Annotated in this window: 9 protein-coding genes and 5 tRNA genes; 9 read left to right on the forward strand and 5 right to left on the reverse strand. The window is 65.4% G+C overall.

From position 1 onward, the window contains the following. Window positions 1–52 precede the first annotated feature (52 nt). Together edd and GGR73_RS05845 are read left to right on the forward strand one after the other, a co-directional pair. Complete coding sequence (edd, locus tag GGR73_RS05840; protein ID WP_024938694.1) at window positions 53–1,969, forward strand: phosphogluconate dehydratase; 1,917 nt, start codon at window positions 53–55, stop codon at window positions 1,967–1,969. 52 nt (window positions 1,970–2,021) lie between these two features. Then, a complete protein-coding gene (locus GGR73_RS05845) occupies window positions 2,022–2,681 on the forward strand; it encodes a bifunctional 4-hydroxy-2-oxoglutarate aldolase/2-dehydro-3-deoxy-phosphogluconate aldolase (protein ID WP_102256618.1) in 660 nt (219 codons plus the stop codon). A 1,411-nt stretch (window positions 2,682–4,092) separates the two neighbouring features. Here the strand turns inward: GGR73_RS05845 and GGR73_RS05850 are convergent. The 3 genes from GGR73_RS05850 to GGR73_RS05860 are packed head-to-tail and all read right to left on the reverse strand — an operon-like array spanning window position 4,093 to window position 11,812. Next, complete coding sequence (locus GGR73_RS05850; protein WP_104645779.1) at window positions 4,093–7,179, reverse strand: efflux RND transporter permease subunit; 3,087 nt, start codon at window positions 7,177–7,179, stop codon at window positions 4,093–4,095. Beyond that, a complete protein-coding gene (locus GGR73_RS05855; protein WP_184456014.1) occupies window positions 7,176–10,682 on the reverse strand; it encodes an efflux RND transporter permease subunit in 3,507 nt (1,168 codons plus the stop codon). Before GGR73_RS05855 ends, GGR73_RS05850 begins: the two co-directional genes overlap by 4 nt. Then, window positions 10,679–11,812: an efflux RND transporter periplasmic adaptor subunit gene (locus GGR73_RS05860; RefSeq protein WP_184456016.1), complete on the reverse strand. Its 1,134-nt coding sequence runs from the start codon at window positions 11,810–11,812 to the stop codon at window positions 10,679–10,681. Before GGR73_RS05860 ends, GGR73_RS05855 begins: the two co-directional genes overlap by 4 nt. 204 nt (window positions 11,813–12,016) lie before the next feature. On the opposite strand from GGR73_RS05860, the gene GGR73_RS05865 reads away from it, so the two are divergent. The 6 genes from GGR73_RS05865 (at window position 12,017) to GGR73_RS05890 (ending at window position 13,870) form a co-directional block, all read left to right on the forward strand. Next, window positions 12,017–12,409 carry a c-type cytochrome gene (locus GGR73_RS05865; RefSeq protein ID WP_039521742.1) on the forward strand — a complete coding sequence of 131 codons (393 nt, stop codon included), beginning with the start codon at window positions 12,017–12,019 and terminating at the stop codon, window positions 12,407–12,409. An 8-nt stretch (window positions 12,410–12,417) separates the two neighbouring features. Next, window positions 12,418–12,879 carry a c-type cytochrome gene (locus GGR73_RS05870; protein WP_167708994.1) on the forward strand — a complete coding sequence of 154 codons (462 nt, stop codon included), beginning with the start codon at window positions 12,418–12,420 and terminating at the stop codon, window positions 12,877–12,879. A 104-nt stretch (window positions 12,880–12,983) separates the two neighbouring features. After that, a tRNA-Ala gene (locus tag GGR73_RS05875) sits at window positions 12,984–13,059 on the forward strand. 45 nt (window positions 13,060–13,104) lie between these two features. Beyond that, window positions 13,105–13,180, forward strand: a tRNA-Glu gene (locus tag GGR73_RS05880). A gap of 490 nt (window positions 13,181–13,670) precedes the next feature. Then, window positions 13,671–13,746: transfer RNA gene (locus GGR73_RS05885), tRNA-Ala, on the forward strand. Between the two features lie 48 nt (window positions 13,747–13,794). Continuing rightward, window positions 13,795–13,870: transfer RNA gene (locus tag GGR73_RS05890), tRNA-Glu, on the forward strand. A gap of 208 nt (window positions 13,871–14,078) precedes the next feature. Here GGR73_RS05890 and GGR73_RS05895 read toward each other — a convergent pair. Both GGR73_RS05895 and GGR73_RS05900 read right to left on the reverse strand, forming a co-directional pair. Continuing rightward, complete coding sequence (locus GGR73_RS05895; RefSeq protein ID WP_039521745.1) at window positions 14,079–14,255, reverse strand: hypothetical protein; 177 nt, start codon at window positions 14,253–14,255, stop codon at window positions 14,079–14,081. Window positions 14,256–14,603: 348 nt separating this feature from the next. Next, a tRNA-Leu gene (locus tag GGR73_RS05900) sits at window positions 14,604–14,690 on the reverse strand. A gap of 139 nt (window positions 14,691–14,829) precedes the next feature. Between GGR73_RS05900 and GGR73_RS05905 the strand changes: the two genes are divergently transcribed. After that, window positions 14,830–15,210, forward strand: a complete 381-nt coding sequence (locus GGR73_RS05905; RefSeq protein ID WP_046342825.1) for a response regulator — start codon at window positions 14,830–14,832, stop codon at window positions 15,208–15,210. Window positions 15,211–15,665 lie beyond the last annotated feature (455 nt).

Here is a 15,665-nt window from a genome sequence, read left to right on the forward strand (position 1 = left end):
TCAAAAAGAGCGTGCTTACTTTCTTCCCCCCGTTTCTCATAGCCGGTAGCCAATGAGCCTGCATCCGAACATCCAAGCTGTCACCGACCGTATCCGCAAGCGCAGCGCGCCGTCGCGCGCGGCGTATCTGGCCGGTCTTGATGCCGCCCTGCGCGAGGGTCCGTTCCGTAGCCGTTTGAGCTGCGGCAACCTGGCGCATGGTTTCGCCGCGTCCGAGCCGACCGACAAGTCGCGCCTGCGCGGTGCGGCCACGCCCAACCTGGGCATCATCACCGCCTACAACGACATGCTGTCGGCACATCAGCCGTTCGAGCATTACCCGCAGCTGATCCGCGACACCGCGCGTACGCTCGGTGCCACCGCGCAGGTGGCCGGCGGCGTGCCGGCGATGTGCGACGGCGTGACCCAGGGCCGCGCCGGCATGGAGCTGTCGCTGTTCTCGCGCGACAATATCGCCCAGGCCGCGGCGATCGGCCTCAGCCACGACATGTTCGACAGCGTGGTGTACCTGGGCGTGTGCGACAAGATCGTGCCAGGCCTGCTGATCGGCGCGCTGGCGTTCGGGCATCTGCCGGCGCTGTTCATGCCGGCCGGCCCGATGACGCCCGGCATTCCGAACAAGCAGAAGGCCGAAGTGCGCGAGCGCTACGCCGCCGGCGAAGCCACCCGCGCCGAACTGCTGGAAGCCGAGTCGTCCTCGTATCACTCGCCCGGCACCTGCACCTTCTACGGCACCGCCAATTCCAACCAGGTGTTGCTCGAGGCGATGGGCGTGCAGCTGCCCGGTGCCTCGTTCGTCAACCCGGAGCTGCAGTTGCGCGATGCGCTGACCCGTGAGGGCACCGCGCGTGCGCTGGCAATTTCTGCGCTGGGCCAGGACTTCCGTCCGTTCGGTCGCCTGATCGACGAGCGTGCCATCGTCAATGCCGTGGTCGCGCTGATGGCCACCGGTGGTTCGACCAATCACACCATCCACTGGATTGCGGTGGCGCGTGCGGCCGGCATCGTGCTGACCTGGGACGACATGGATCTGATCTCGCAGACCGTGCCGCTGCTGACCCGCATCTACCCCAACGGCGAAGCCGACGTGAACCGCTTCCAGGCCGCGGGCGGCACTGCCTTCGTGTTCCGCGAGCTGATGGACGCCGGGCTGATGCACGACGACCTGCCCACCGTGGTCGAAGGCGGCATGCGCGCCTACGCCAACGAGCCGCGCCTGCAGGACGGCAAGGTCGTCTACGTGCCCGGCACTGCAACCACCGCCGACGACAGCGTGGCGCGGCCGGTCAGCGCCGCATTCGAATCGCAGGGGGGCCTGCGCCTGCTGCGCGGCAACCTGGGCCGTTCGCTGATCAAGTTGTCGGCGGTCAAGCCGCAGCACCGTACGATCGAAGCGCCGGCAGTGGTGATCGATACACCGCAGGTGCTCAACAAGCTGCATGCCGCCGGCGTGCTGCCGCACGATTTCGTGGTGGTGCTGCGTTACCAGGGCCCGCGTGCCAACGGCATGCCGGAACTGCATTCGATGGCGCCGTTGCTGGGCCTGTTGCAGAACCAGGGCCGACGCGTGGCCTTGGTCACCGACGGCCGTCTGTCCGGTGCGTCGGGCAAGTTCCCGGCGGCGATCCATATGACGCCAGAGGCCGCACGCGGCGGTCCGATCGGGCGCGTGCGCGAAGGCGACATCGTGCGCCTGGACGGCGAAGCCGGCACGCTGGAAGTGCTGGTCTCGGCCGAAGAGTGGGCATCGCGCGAGGTCGCACCCAACACCTCGGTGGCGGGCAACGATCTGGGGCGCAACCTGTTCGCCATCAACCGCCAGGTGGTTGGCCCGGCCGACCAGGGCGCCATCTCGATTTCCTGCGGCCCGACCCGTCCGGACGGTGCGCTGTGGAGCTACGACGCCGAGTACGAACTGGGTGCCGATGCAGCCGCCGCCGCCGCACCGCACGAGTCCAAGGACGCCTGATTCCCCTTCCCTCTGCGCGACCGCCCCGCGGTCGCCGTCTAACGGAGTTGCAATGACGATTGCCCAGACCCAGAACACCGCCGAACAGCTGCTGCGCGATGCCGGCATCCTGCCGGTGGTCACCGTGGACACGCTGGACCAGGCGCGCCGCGTGGCCGATGCGCTGCTCGAAGGCGGCCTGCCCGCGATCGAACTGACCCTGCGCACCCCGATTGCGATCGAAGCGCTGGCGATGCTCAAGCGCGAGCTGCCCAACATCGTGATCGGCGCCGGCACCGTGCTGAGCGAGCTGCAACTGCGTCAGTCGGTGGATGCCGGTGCCGACTTCCTGGTCACCCCCGGCACGCCGGCGCCGCTGGCGCGCCTGCTTGCCGACGCGCCGATCCCCGCCGTGCCCGGCGCGGCCACGCCGACCGAGCTGCTGACCCTGATGGGCCTGGGCTTCCGCGTGTGCAAGCTGTTCCCGGCCACCGCCGTGGGCGGCTTGCAGATGCTCAAGGGCCTGGCCGGCCCGCTGTCCGAACTCAAGCTATGCCCCACCGGCGGCATCAGCGAGGCCAACGCGGCCGAGTTCCTGTCGCAGCCGAACGTGCTGTGCATCGGCGGCTCGTGGATGGTGCCCAAGGACTGGCTGGCGCAGGGCCAGTGGGACAAGGTCAAGGAGAGCTCGGCCAAGGCGGCGGCGATCGTGCGGCAGGTGCGTGCGGCCTGATTCTCTGGCCGCTGTCTCCAGCGGCTTGGAAGCCAGGTTGCCGGGAAAGCTGAATAGCTGAGGACAGCTGATCAGTTGGCGCTTTGGTTTTTAATGAGGAAAGCCCGGTTTGCTGGCGCTTTCACTTTGGTTGAGGAAAGGCTGCTGGCAGGCGCCTTGTTTCATGCGTGCCAGCGGCCCGCGGGCGCCGAGGCAGGACACGCCGTGAACCCAGCCATGGGGACTCTTACCCGCGCCCTGTCGTGTAAGGTCCTGCCCCGGCGCCCGCGGACCACTCTCGAATGTTCCTGTGTTGGCGGAACGGAGAGCAGCCACTGCCGCATGGCATGCCCGACCTAGCTTTGGTCGTTGCCCCGCCTAATGAGGCAGGGGCCTCTTCGCATCCCTCTTGAAGGCAGCGGATTGAGAGCACTAGAAACCGCGCACTTCTGAGTAGTTGGCATCTGGGCGGTGTGTCTGGGAGCTACGAAGTCGAAGGTCCAGAAGACGTGCGGCGACCTTGGCGGATGATTTGCACCAAAAATCGACCACTGAATCGGCTGTCGTTTTTCGTCGATCAACGTCACGGAAACGACTCGCCGAGGCGGCAGCGTGGCCGGGGATTGGCGGAGAGCGGCACAGGGATGTGCCGCGGCGGCGAGTCAGACAGGATGTCTGACCGAGCCGAGGAGCCAGTCCGCGGACGCGCTGTCGCCCTCACCGAAGCCAGCGAATGGCAGCCGTGTACTGAGCAGTACCCAGACAACCCGTACCCTCTCACCCCAACCCCGCGCCCCGCGCCCGGCCCACGCTTGCGGCGCGGGCGCTCCAAGGCACGCGCGCCCATGGCGCGCAAGCCGTGCCGCCTCGCCCCGGCGGGAGAGAGGCTTCAGGCGGCTAATAAAATTCAAAACTCGAGCGCTACGTGGCGATGGCGTCTTCGGCGCACCACACCATGACACGTCAACAGATCCCGGCTCTGCTGGTGTCATCGAGAATCGTGCAGGTCGCTGGAAAACAAAATGACGAATCGGCTTGCTTGACTAGGTCATGGCAACGACTCGCCGAGGCGGCAGCGTGGCCGGGGATTGGCGGAGAGCGGCACAGGGATGTGCCGCGGCGGCGAGTCAGACAGGATGTCTGACCGAGCCGAGGAGCCAGTCCACGGATGCGCTGTCGCCCTCACCGAAGCCAGCGAATGGCAGCCGTGTACTGAGCAGTACCCAGACAACCCGTACCCTCTCACCCCAACCCCGCGCCCCGCGCCCCGCGCCCGGCCCACGCTTGCGGCGCGGGCGCTCCAACGCGCGCCCATGGCGCGCAAGCCGTGCCGCCTCGCCCCACCGGGAGAGGGCCTTTGCGCCTTGCCACTCAGGGCCTCAGTGCGCTGGTGAATGCCTTACGCCGGGAAAACTTCAGCAGGGTTGGCGGCTCACGATTCCAGCGCAACGCTTGTCGGCGGCGTCTTCGGCACGCCGCGCGCACGTCGTACCAGCGCGGCTGCGCCGTTGCTCATGTCATCGAGAATTGCGTAGATCGTCGGCAGGAACAGCAGGCTCACCACCGTCGAGAACGCCAGTCCGCCGGCGATCGCGCGGGCCATCGGGAAGTACGGCGGGCCATCGCTGAACATCGTGGTGCTGGTCAGCGAGATCGGCACCATCGCCAGGATGGCGGTGCCCATCGTCATCATGATCGGCCGCAAGCGCTCGCGTGAGCCTTCGATCAAGGCCTGCGTGCGGCCCATGCCGCGGCGGCGCAGGTTGTTGATGTGCTCGATCATCACGATGCCGTTGTTCACCACCACGCCCATCAACACCAGGATGCCGATGAAGGACATGATCCCGAACGAGGTGCCGGTGATCCAGAACAGCCAGAACACCCCGAAGATCGAAAACACCACGCCGCTCATGATCGCCGCAGGAAACAGCAGCGATTCGAATACCGCCGCCATCACCACATAGATCATCACCAGCGCGATCACCAGGTTGAACACCATCTGGCCCATCGCTTCGCCGTCGTCCTGGTAATCGCCGCCGTCGAAGGTATAGCTGTAGCCGGCGGGAAAACTCATCGCCTTGAGCGGCTTTTCCATTGCCGCGCGTGCTTCCGGCACGGTGACCTTGCTGGCCAGATTGGCCTTGATGGTCAGCGTGGTCTGGCGATTGGTGCGGCCGATCTGGGTGGCGGCCGGGCGAATCTGCACATCGACCAGACTGAGCAACGGCACGCTGCGGCCATCCTTGGTACGCACCGTGAAGCTGGCCAGGTCTTCCGGCTTGCTCTGTTCGGCGCCGGCAAAGCGCACCCACACCGGTACCTCGTTGTCGCCGCGGCGAAACTCGCGCAACGGCGTGCCACGCAACGCCAGACCGACGAAACTTGCCACCTGCTCGGCACTGAACCCGAAGGCTGCCGCACGCTCGCGGTCGACCCGGATCGCCAACTCGCTGGTGCGGTCGCCGGTGTCCACGTGCACGTCGCGCAATTCCTTGCGCTGCGCCAGCAGCGGCATCACATCGTCGGCCAGGGCCTGCAAGGCCTGGGTCGAATCGCCGACCAACTGCACCTGCACGCCTTGATTGCCGCTGCCGCCATCGCCCTGGTTGCCGATGCTGTAGTCCGCACGTGCCGAGCGCGGCAAGGCCTTGCGGATCTGTTCCAGCAACGCCGGCAGCTCCTTGACCTTGCCCGCGTCGAAAGTCACGGTGGTGCTGCCGCCTTCCGCTTCGCTGAACCACGAATAGATCTGGGTGATGTGGTACTTGTCGCGATTGGCTTGCAGGTAACGCTCGACCCGCCCCACTTCCTCACCCATCTGCTCATGCGTGTACGAGCCTTTCCATTGATACTGGATGAAAGCCTCGTTGCCGCCATCGCCGCCGAACATGTCGACCTTGGTCAACTTCATCGGCACCAGGCTGATCGCACTGACCAACACGATGCCGGCCACGCTCCAGCCGCGATGGGCCAGCGTCCATGCCAGCACTTTGGCATAACGGCGCTGCAACCGCGCGATCACGCCGCGCTCGGAGCTCACCATCGGCGGTGTCTTCATACGCGCCGACAACATCGGAATCAGGCTGATCGCCACCAGCCACGAGGCCAGCAGCGACACCGAAATGGTGATTGCGATCTGCGCCATGAAGATGCTGATGTTGTTGGTCTCGCCGAACAGGTTCGGCACGAACACGATGCAATGGCACAAGGTGCCGGCGCTGAGCGCGATCGCCACGCTGCGCGTGCCGAGCAGGGCCGCCAGCTGCGGTTGACCGGGCATGCGCTCGCGTTCCTGGTAGATGCTTTCCACTACCACCACCGCGTTGTCGACCAGCATGCCGACCGCCAGCAGCAGGCCCATCATGGTCAGGATGTTGAGCGTGACGCCGACGAAGTACATGAAGCCCAGCGTGATCGCAAAGCAGATCGGAATCGCCAGCGTCACCATCAGCGTCGATGGCCAGTGGCGCAGGAAGAAGAACAGCACCGTGATCGACAACAACAGGCCCACCGCGCCGGCTTCTGCCAGTTCCGCCAGCGACGAGGTCACCGCCTTGCCCTGGTTGTCGATCACCTTGATCTGCACATCGCGCATCGCAGGTTCGGCGCGGATGTCCTCGACCTCCTTCAACGCCGCCTTGGACACATCCACCAGGTTGGCGCTGCGCTCCTTGTAGATGTCGAGCCCGATCGCCGGGCGCCCATCCAGGCGACGGCCGTAATTCATCCGCGTCGGCTTCAACCGCACCTGCGCGATATCGGCCAGCCGCAGCCCCTTGGCATTGAGCACCAGGTCGCGCAGTTCCTGCAGGTCGCGCAATTCGCCGATCGGCTGTACCCGAATGCGCTGGCCGTTGTCGTCGATCTGGCCTGCCGACACCGAAAAATTGAGCTTGCCCAGGCGCTCGCTCAAATCATTGAGGCTGAGGTCGTGCGCGGTGAGCCGATCCGGCGCGATGGCAATCTCCACTTCGTTCGGCGGTGCGCCGGAGATCTCCACCTTGGCCACGCCGGGAATCCGTTCGATGCGCCGCTTGAACTCGCGGTCGAGCATGTCGTACGCGCCGGTCAGATCGGTCTGGCTGGCCAGGCGCACCTTCAGCACCGGCTCGTCGCTGCTGGACCATTTGTAGATGTGGAAGCGCTGCAGATCTTCCGGAAAATCGTCGCGGATGGCATCCAGCCGCTCGCGCGCATCCGATGCGGCGATGGCGATGTCGCGGTCCCAGTCGGAGAACTCGATGAAGATGTTGGCGCCGTCGGCGGTGGCGGTCGAGCGCATGCGCTTGATGCCGGTCATCGTCGCCAGCGCCTCTTCGGCCGGCCGCACCAGGTTGCGTTCCACCTCGTCCGGGGTGGAACCGGTGTACGGCAGTTGCACGAACAGGAACGGTGCGGAAATGTCCGGCAGCGCTTCCAGCGGCAACCGGAACGCGGCAATCAGCCCCACCACCACCAGCGAGACGAAGCACATGATGGTGGTGACCGGCCGACGGATGCTGAAGGCGGCAACGCTCATAGCGCCTCCAGCCCGTCGGAGTTACCGGTCGCCTGCGCACGTTGCCCGGCCGTGCGCCGGCCACGCTCCAGGTAGTACGCATCGGCGCGACGGTCCAGCAGGTCGTACACCACCGGGATCACCAGCAGGGTCAGCAGCGTGGACACCAGCAACCCACCGATCACGGTGATCGCCATCGGCGCGCGCACCTCGGCGCCCTCGCCCATCGCCACCGCCAACGGCAGGAAGCCGAACAAGGTGCACAGCGTGGTCATCACGATCGGCCGCAAGCGCGAGCGAGCGCCCTCGATCAAGGCCTCGCGCTTGGGCACGCCCTCCTCGCGCAGCTGGTTGACCTTGTCGATCAGGATGATCGCGTTCTTGGTCACCAGCCCCACCAGCAGGATCAAGCCGATGAACACCACCACCGACACCGGCTTGCCGGTCATCAGCAAGGCCAGCACCGCGCCGACCATCGCCAGCGGAATGGTGAACAGGATGACGAACGGATGCAGCAGCGATTCGAACTGCGAGGCCATCACCAGATAGACCAGAAAGATCGCCAGACCGAAGGCGAACAACAGCGACTTCACCGATTGCGCCAGTTCCTCGCCCTGCCCGCCGATATGCATGCCCACGCCGGCGGCCAGCGGATCGTTGCGCACCATCGACTCGACCTCGCGCACCGCGCCGCCCAGATCCATGTCATGCAGGCTGGCCGAGACGATCGCCACGCGGGTCTGATCGGCGCGGTGGATCTCGCTCGGCCCGGTCGTCGCCACCACCTCGGCCACCGCCGCCAGACGCACCGGTCGGCTGCTGCCCGGGTTGACGATCAACTGCCGGATCGCATCCACACTGGCGCGGTCGCTGTGTTGCGCACGCACCAGCACATCGATCTTGCGATCGCGAAAGCTGTAGCGCGTGGCCACATCGCCGCGCACCTTCTTGACGATCACGTCGGCGATCTGGCGGGTGGTCAGCCCCAACGCAGCGGCGCGTTCCTGATCGAAACGGATCTGGATTTCCGGGAAGCCCTCTTCCACCGTCGACTTGACGTCGGCGTAATGGCCATTGGCCCGCAGCATCGCCGCCAGCTTCTGCCCGGCACGTTCCAGCTCGCCCAGATCCTGCCCGCGCAGCTCCACTTCCAGCGGCGTGGAGAAGCTGAACAATGCCGGCCGTGCAAAATCCACCTGCGCTCCGGGATGCCCGAGCATGCTGCTGCGCAGCCGCCTGGTGGCCGCCGCTTCCACTTCCGGGCTGCCGCCGCCGGCCATCACCACGGTGAGCTTGCCGATGTTCTCGCCGCTCTCGGTGGGGTTGGCGTCCAGCCGCGTACCGCTGCCGCTCACCCCATACAACGAGGCGATGCCCGGATCCTTGTCGTGCGCCAGCTGCAACTCGCGCACCAGGGCGTCGGTCTGCGCCAGCGGTGTGCCGGAAGGCAGCTTCACCGTCATTTCGAAGCGGTCCTGTGCCAGCTGCGGAATTAAATCCGCACCCAGCATCGGCACCAGCAACACGGTGCCGATGAACGCGGCGGCCGCCAGTCCCAGCACCAGGCCGGGCCGCCGCAATGCCGCCGGCAGCATCGCCAGATAACCACGCTCGGCGCGGCCATACGGCGCCATCGCCAGGTCGCTGGCCTTGCGCATCACCGGCGATACCACCCGTGCGATGCCGCGCCACAGCCTGACCACCGCCCACGCCACCGCGAAGAACGCGTAGCGCACGCTCGCGCCGGCCCCGCGCCGGCCGGCAGCCACCGGCTTGAGCCAGCGCTGCTGCGGCTGCCACTGCGGGTGGCTGGGCTCGTCCGGGAATGCCATCGGCGGCGCACCCTTGAGCGAACTCAGCATCGGGATCAGCGTCATCGACACCACCAGGGAGATCGCGATCGCGATCGCCACGGTCAGCGCCTGGTCGCGGAACAGCTGCCCGGCGATGCCCTCGACGAACACCAGCGGCAGGAACACCGCGATCGTGGTCAATGTGGACGCCATCACCGCCATGCTGACTTCGCGGGTGCCGGCGATTGCCGCATCCAGCACGCTCAGGCCACGTTCGCGCGCCTTGGCGATGCTTTCCAGCACCACGATCGAATCGTCCACCACCAGCCCGGTGGCCAGTGCCAGCCCGCCCAGCGACATCACGTTGAGGCTCAGGCCCAACTGGCCCATGAAGAAGAACGTGGTGATGATCGACACCGGCAACGACAGGCTGATCACGAAGGTGCTCCAGCCATCGCGCAGGAACAGGAAGATGATCAGGATCGCCAGCACGCCGCCGATCACCGCATCCTTCTTGACGTCGCTGATCGCGTGCTCGATGAAGTGCGACTGGTCCTCGATGGTGGTGATCTCCACATCGCCGGGCACGGTCGCCTTCAACTGCTCCAGCCGCTTGCGCAGCGCTGCGGCGGTGGACACGGTATTGGCATCGCCTTCCTTGTAGATCGCCAGCTCCACCGCTTCCTTGCCGCCCAGGCGGATGATCGCCTCGCGTTCCTTGTAGCCCTGGCGGACCTCGGCCACATCCTTCAATCGCACCGGCATGCCGCCGGCGATGCTGCTGCTGGACGCCGACGAGGTGCTCTGCACCTCGGCCGCCGCCGCCAGCGCCGCCTGCGACCCGGTGGATGCGGCGATCGCATACATCTGCTGCATCGCCGCTTCCGCGGCGCTACCGCTGCTACTTTGCGTGGTCACCAGCATGTTGCGGATCTCGTCCAGATCCACGAACTGGTTGACCGTGCGCACCAGATACCGCTGCGAGCCTTCCTCCAGCCGGCCGCCGGAGATATTGACGTTCTCCTCCTTGAGCCGGGTGATCACGTTGTCGATCGGCAGGTTGAGCTGCGCCAGTTTCTGCTGATCGATATCAACCTGGATCTCGTCTTCCAGCCCGCCGCCGACCTTGACCGCGGCCACGCCGGCCACCGGTTCAAGTTTCTTTTTCAGATCTTCATCGGCGTAGCGACGCAGCCCGGTGAGCTGGCGGATCGCATCGTTATCGGAGGCCGGCGCCTGTTTGGGCGACAGCGCCAGCCGCATGATCGGCTCGGTGGATGGATTGAAGCGCAGCAGCACCGGCGGCTTGGTTTCCAGCGGCAGCGACAGGGCTTCCATCTTGTCGCGCACCTCCAGGCTGGCCTGGTCCATGTTGGTGCCCCAGGCGAACTCCAGCACCACATCGCTCTGCCCGGTGCGCGAGATCGACTTGAGCTTGCGCAGGTTCTTGACCACGCCGACGGCTTCTTCCACCGGCTCGGTCACCAGCGTTTCGATTTCCGCCGGCGCCGCGCCGGTGTATTCGGTGCGCACGGTCAGCGTGGGGTAGCTCAGGTCCGGCAACAGGTTGACCTTGAGACTGCGCAGCGCGATCAGCCCGAACAGCAGCATGGTCACGGTGATCATCGCGATGGTCACCCGCCGCCGCGTGGCGAAGGCCACCAGACCGCCGCCGGGCAAGGGGGCATGCGGGTCGTGCACGGGTGCGTGCGGGTTGCCGTGATCGCTCATGAGCGTTTCCCGTCGCTGCCGGCTGCCGGTGCCGCAGCGGCAACCGGCTTGCGGTCGGGCTGGCCGATGACCTGCACCGCAGTGCCATCACGCAGTGCCACCTTGCCGGCGGTCACCACCTGGTCGCCTTCCTTCAGCCCTTGCCGCACTTCCAGCCACGGGCCTTCGGCATAACCGAGTTTCACCGGCACCCGGCTGGCCTTGCCCTTACGCACCACGAACACCGCCGGCTCGCCATCGTCCAGCAACGCCAGGCGCGGGATCACCAACGCGTCCTTGCGCTGGTCGTAGTCGATGCGGATGCGCCCGAACATGCCCGGCTGCAGCGCTTCGGCGCCCTGGCCGAACGCACAGATCACCCGGAAGGTACCGCTGCCCGAATCCACCACCGGCGCAATGCGGTCGACCTTGCCGATGAACTGCTGACCGGGCAAGGCATCGGCCAGCAAGGTCACCGGCTGGCCGGACTTGAGCGTGGCTAGCTCGCGCTCGGGCACGTTGAGCGTGGCCTCCAGTTGCGAATCGTCGACGATGCGGAAGATCGGCGTATTGATCTGCACGAAGTTGCCGGTCTTGATCGAGCGCGAGGCGATCACCCCGGAAATCGGCGCCTGCACCGTGGTGTAGGACAGCTCCAGCGATGCCAGGCGATGCTGCGCGCGGCTGTTTTCGACATCGAACTTGAGCTGGTCGACATCGGCGGCACTGACCAGCTGCTGCCCCACCAACTGGGTGGCACGGCGGTAACTGTTCTCCAGTTTGCGCAGCTGCGCTTCGCTTTGCGCCACCGCCAGATGCGCACGGTCCGGATCCAGGCGAACCAGGGCCTGACCCGAGGACACCTTCTGGCCCTCTTCCACCATCACCGCCAATGCAACGCCGGAGGTCTTGGCCACTACCTGCGCTTCGGCACGCGGCTCCAGGGCGGCGGTGCCGGTATAGCTGGCCGCCACCGCACGGCGTGCGGCCTTGGCAATTTCCACCGGCACCGCATCGACGGTTTTCTTCTCCTCGGCGGCCTTGGCCTCGCCATCTCCCGCCTTGCAGCCGCCCAGCAACAGGCTCGTGGTGATCAACAATGCAGCGGCGCAGGTTCCGCTGCGGCCGGGCAGGAAGGAGAGTGGCGACATCGTCGTGTCCTAGTGGATGCGTGAACAGGTGTTGTAGGCAAGTAGACCACCAGAACGATCATGTCGCCAATGCGCCAAAGGTCATGGTCTGTTCAAGTTCGCGTATTCACCCCGTTTGCGCGGCGCCAAATCGCAGGCATACTCGGACCGGTTCCGCCACGCCCCCACGTGCGGACGTTCAATCAGTCTTCCGGATACGAAACCATGCGCCCGCAGCCGCTCGCCGCTTGTCTCGCTCTGGTCGTCTTCCTGCCGTTTGGGGGCGTATCAGCGACACCGTCAGTCACGCCAGCCGCACCCGCCACGCCTGCGCCCGCCGCGGCAGTGGCCACACCCGCAGCGCCCACCGGCAACCCGTCCAACGGCCGCTTGCTGGCCTATACCTGCCAGGGCTGCCATGGCGTCACCGGCTACAAGAACGCCTATCCCAGTTATCGCGTGCCCAAGATCGGCGGCCAATCCAGCCAGTATCTGACCCAGGCGCTGACCGAGTACCGCCAGGGCAAACGCAAGCATCCCACCATGCAAGCGCAGGCGCAGAGCTTTTCCGAGCAGGACATCGCCGATATCTCCGCCTACCTGTCCACCCTTAAATAAGCGCCCACATGCCGAACGCCCTGCACGCTTCGCGTCTAGCCATCGCCCTGGTCGCTGCCCTGATGTTGGCGGCCTGCTCCCAATCCCAGGTTGAGTCCACCGATCATTCCGCCGGCGATGCCGGCCACGCCAGCGGCGAACATGGCTCCGGCTCGTCTGCCGGCCTGCCGACCGGGCGCGCCGACGCCGGCGACAAGCTGGCGCACGCGAAAGGCAAGGCCACCGGCCAGAGCTGCGTCGATTGCCACGGCGCCGACGGCAATGCCCCCATCGACCCCAGCTATCCCAAGCTCGGCGGCCAATACGGCGATTATCTTGCGCACGCCTTGCAGGCCTACCGCAGCGGCGATCGCCAGCACCCGTTGATGACGGCGCAGGCCACTGCCCTGAGCGATCAGGACATCGCCGACCTGGCCGCATACTTCGGTGCTCGACAGACGCAGCTGCGCGACCTGCACGGCGTCAACTGAGTTGCCGATGCGCAGCGTGCCCCGCGCACGCTGCGTCTCATGCGAAATGAAAAAGCACTTGCGCGAACATTAACAGGCCGCTATCATTTCGTTCTCAGTTTCGTGGGGCCATAGCTCAGCTGGGAGAGCGCCTGCATGGCATGCAGGAGGTCGGCGGTTCGATCCCGCCTGGCTCCACCACTCCTGGCTTAGGCCGTCAGGGTGACAACTCAGGTTTTGATACGCGTCCCCATCGTCTAGAGGCCTAGGACACCACCCTTTCACGGTGGACACCGGGGTTCGAATCCCCGTGGGGACGCCAATCATCTGAAAGCCCCGGCACTGCCGGGGCTTTTTTTTGTGTGTTTTTCAGCATCGATTGCATGCGCGGTCATCTGCACGCGGTGCTCGTGGTGGCATCTCGATCTTCTGAGACGATGACGCAGCGGCTTCGCATCATTGCAATGCGGCCCGACCCCAACCTGCCGTTGCCGGCACAGCCGCACACATGTCGATGGTGGAGAACGCACACGCTTGCAATGTCGGTCGATCGTTGTGCGCAGACCGCTGCACCATCCCGACTGCCGAAAGAAGCCACTGCCACGACGCCGTCATGCTCTGCGCGATCAGACAATCGTCCGTACAGACGACATCGCATCCGGTCGACCTACGACGCGCGCACTCATCAACTGCTCGCGAACGCATGCGCTACGCTGCTCCCGCTACTGGCGAATCGGTCGCGCAAACTTTTTTGCACACACCACTTCCCAAGTGTCATCGATGTCGCTATGATTGCCGGCTAGCAGCATCGTGGGGCCATAGCTCAGCTGGGAGAGCGCCTGCATGGCATGCAGGAGGTCGGCGGTTCGATCCCGCCTGGCTCCACCAAATTCCCGACATAGGCCGTCTGGAATCTACAACCAGGTTTTGATACGCGTCCCCATCGTCTAGAGGCCTAGGACACCACCCTTTCACGGTGGACACCGGGGTTCGAATCCCCGTGGGGACGCCAATCATCTGAAAGCCCCGGCACTGCCGGGGCTTTTTTTTGCATCTAACTCAGAGCGCCCTGTTCCACCGCATGCAGTCGGTGGCGGCACGATACGAGCGCATCGTGTCACTCCATCCACACTCACGCATACGCGGATCGACGGTGTAATGCACTCCGCGATGAAGCCCCTGCCGCACTCGCGCGTCGAACGAATCCGCACAACGACGGATCAGGTCTGGCCGACATCCAGTGCCTTGCGGCCTTCGTGGGTGAGATCGATGTCGCCGTCTTCGGCCTGGGTCGCATAGCCGGCACGCACTGCCCAGTTGGCCTCTTCGTCGGCGACCGGCGTGGTGTCATGGATGTCGCGCAAGATGCGCAGTTGCTGCGAAGAATCGAAATCCATGGGAAGCCACCTGCTTGAAAAGAGCTTTCCAAGGTACGCATCGCGCGTGATGGTTGCGTGCCTGCAGGCGCCTGGCGGGAATCCACGCTCATTTCGCCGGAATTTTCAGCGACCACGCATCATCGATGCGCGGCAATGGAACACGCCGCCATACAACGAAGAACGTGACGTCGCTGCACCAGCTGCTGCACCACGTCGACCACAAATCGCTCTATTTCTGACCGCAATGATGCTCGGCGCGACGGGGCAACAGCCGCCAACATTCGCAGGTTCCGACGATTATCGAGCGCACAAAAGAAAAGCCCCTCTGACCGTCGCCAGAAGGGCTTTGCTTGTACCGCTACATCCTGGTGCCGAAGGTGGGACTCGAACCCACACGCTTTTAAGGGCGGCGGATTTTGAATCCGCTGCGTCTACCGATTCCGCCACTTCGGCGTGGCCGCGCAGTATAGCGACTTGCGCATGAAACGAACAGTGTCAGAACGCGCCTGACGAATTCAGCTGCAAGCAATGGGGTCAGCGCTGCGGTGGAGCAGTGTCGATATACTGGCCGACTTAGGTGAAGGAGTAAGCAATGTCGGTGTTGCGTGGAGTTCGGGTGCTGGTGGTCGAGAACGACCAGATGAATGCCATGCTGCTCGATCTGCAGCTCGTCCAGGCTGGCGCGGTGGTGCTGGGTCCGGTCGGGGAAGTTGCGCAAGCGCTGACCCTGATTCAGGCCGATGCGCCGGAGATCGCAGTGCTCGACTACCGCCTCGGCAATGGCGAGACCAGCGAGCCGGTCGCCCGGTTGCTGTCGGAGCTCGGGATTCCGTTCGTGCTGGCGACCGGTGTTGCCAGTGGCACCATCCCCAGCGGCTTCGAGCGCGGCGTGATCCTGACCAAGCCCTATTTGTCAGACGAACTGATCAGCGCTTTGGCCAGGGCACGGCAACTGAGCGGCGCCGCCAGCTGAAAGCTCCGACCAGCCCCTGGGTCGCCAGCATGCGGGCCCGGCCGATGCCCTCATTCATCGCCAGCCACACCTGCAGACCGCCCGCCTGCTGCGCTTAACGTAGGCTCATCGCGCGGTCGCGCCGGCTGCCACACCCCCTCGATCACGGCCCGCTTGCCACTAGAATCGTGCATCCAGGCATGATGGGCAGGTCACCAATGGATATCGCCGTGTCGCCGTTTGCCGGTCTGTTGCCGGAGACGTGCGAGACAGCCGGGCTGTTGCTGGCATCGTCCGCATGCGCCGCCGACCCGCTGCTACGCGACAGCCCAGCGCTGCGCACGACGCTTTCGCTGTGCCTGCATGCACAGGCGCCAATGTTGCTGGTCTGGGGCGAGCAGTCGCGCTGCATATACAACGATGCCTGCGCCGCGCTGTTGGGTGAACGCCACCCGGCAGCATTCGGCCAACCCTTG

This window comes from Xanthomonas sp. F14 (assembly GCF_014199865.1).

Bases quoted from the DNA above. Each gene is read 5' to 3' on its own strand.
- GGR73_RS05855 (WP_184456014.1), bottom strand. From the start codon at position 10,682: ATGAGCGATCACGGCAACCCGCACGCACCCGTGCACGACCCGCATGCC.
- GGR73_RS05905 (WP_046342825.1), top strand. From the start codon at position 14,830: ATGTCGGTGTTGCGTGGAGTTCGGGTGCTGGTGGTCGAGAACGACCAG.
- GGR73_RS05860 (WP_184456016.1), bottom strand. From the start codon at position 11,812: ATGTCGCCACTCTCCTTCCTGCCCGGCCGCAGCGGAACCTGCGCCGCT.
- GGR73_RS05895 (WP_039521745.1), bottom strand. From the start codon at position 14,255: ATGGATTTCGATTCTTCGCAGCAACTGCGCATCTTGCGCGACATCCAT.
- GGR73_RS05845 (WP_102256618.1), top strand. From the start codon at position 2,022: ATGACGATTGCCCAGACCCAGAACACCGCCGAACAGCTGCTGCGCGAT.
- GGR73_RS05850 (WP_104645779.1), bottom strand. From the start codon at position 7,179: ATGAGCGTTGCCGCCTTCAGCATCCGTCGGCCGGTCACCACCATCATG.
- GGR73_RS05865 (WP_039521742.1), top strand. From the start codon at position 12,017: ATGCGCCCGCAGCCGCTCGCCGCTTGTCTCGCTCTGGTCGTCTTCCTG.
- edd (WP_024938694.1), top strand. From the start codon at position 53: ATGAGCCTGCATCCGAACATCCAAGCTGTCACCGACCGTATCCGCAAG.
- GGR73_RS05870 (WP_167708994.1), top strand. From the start codon at position 12,418: ATGCCGAACGCCCTGCACGCTTCGCGTCTAGCCATCGCCCTGGTCGCT.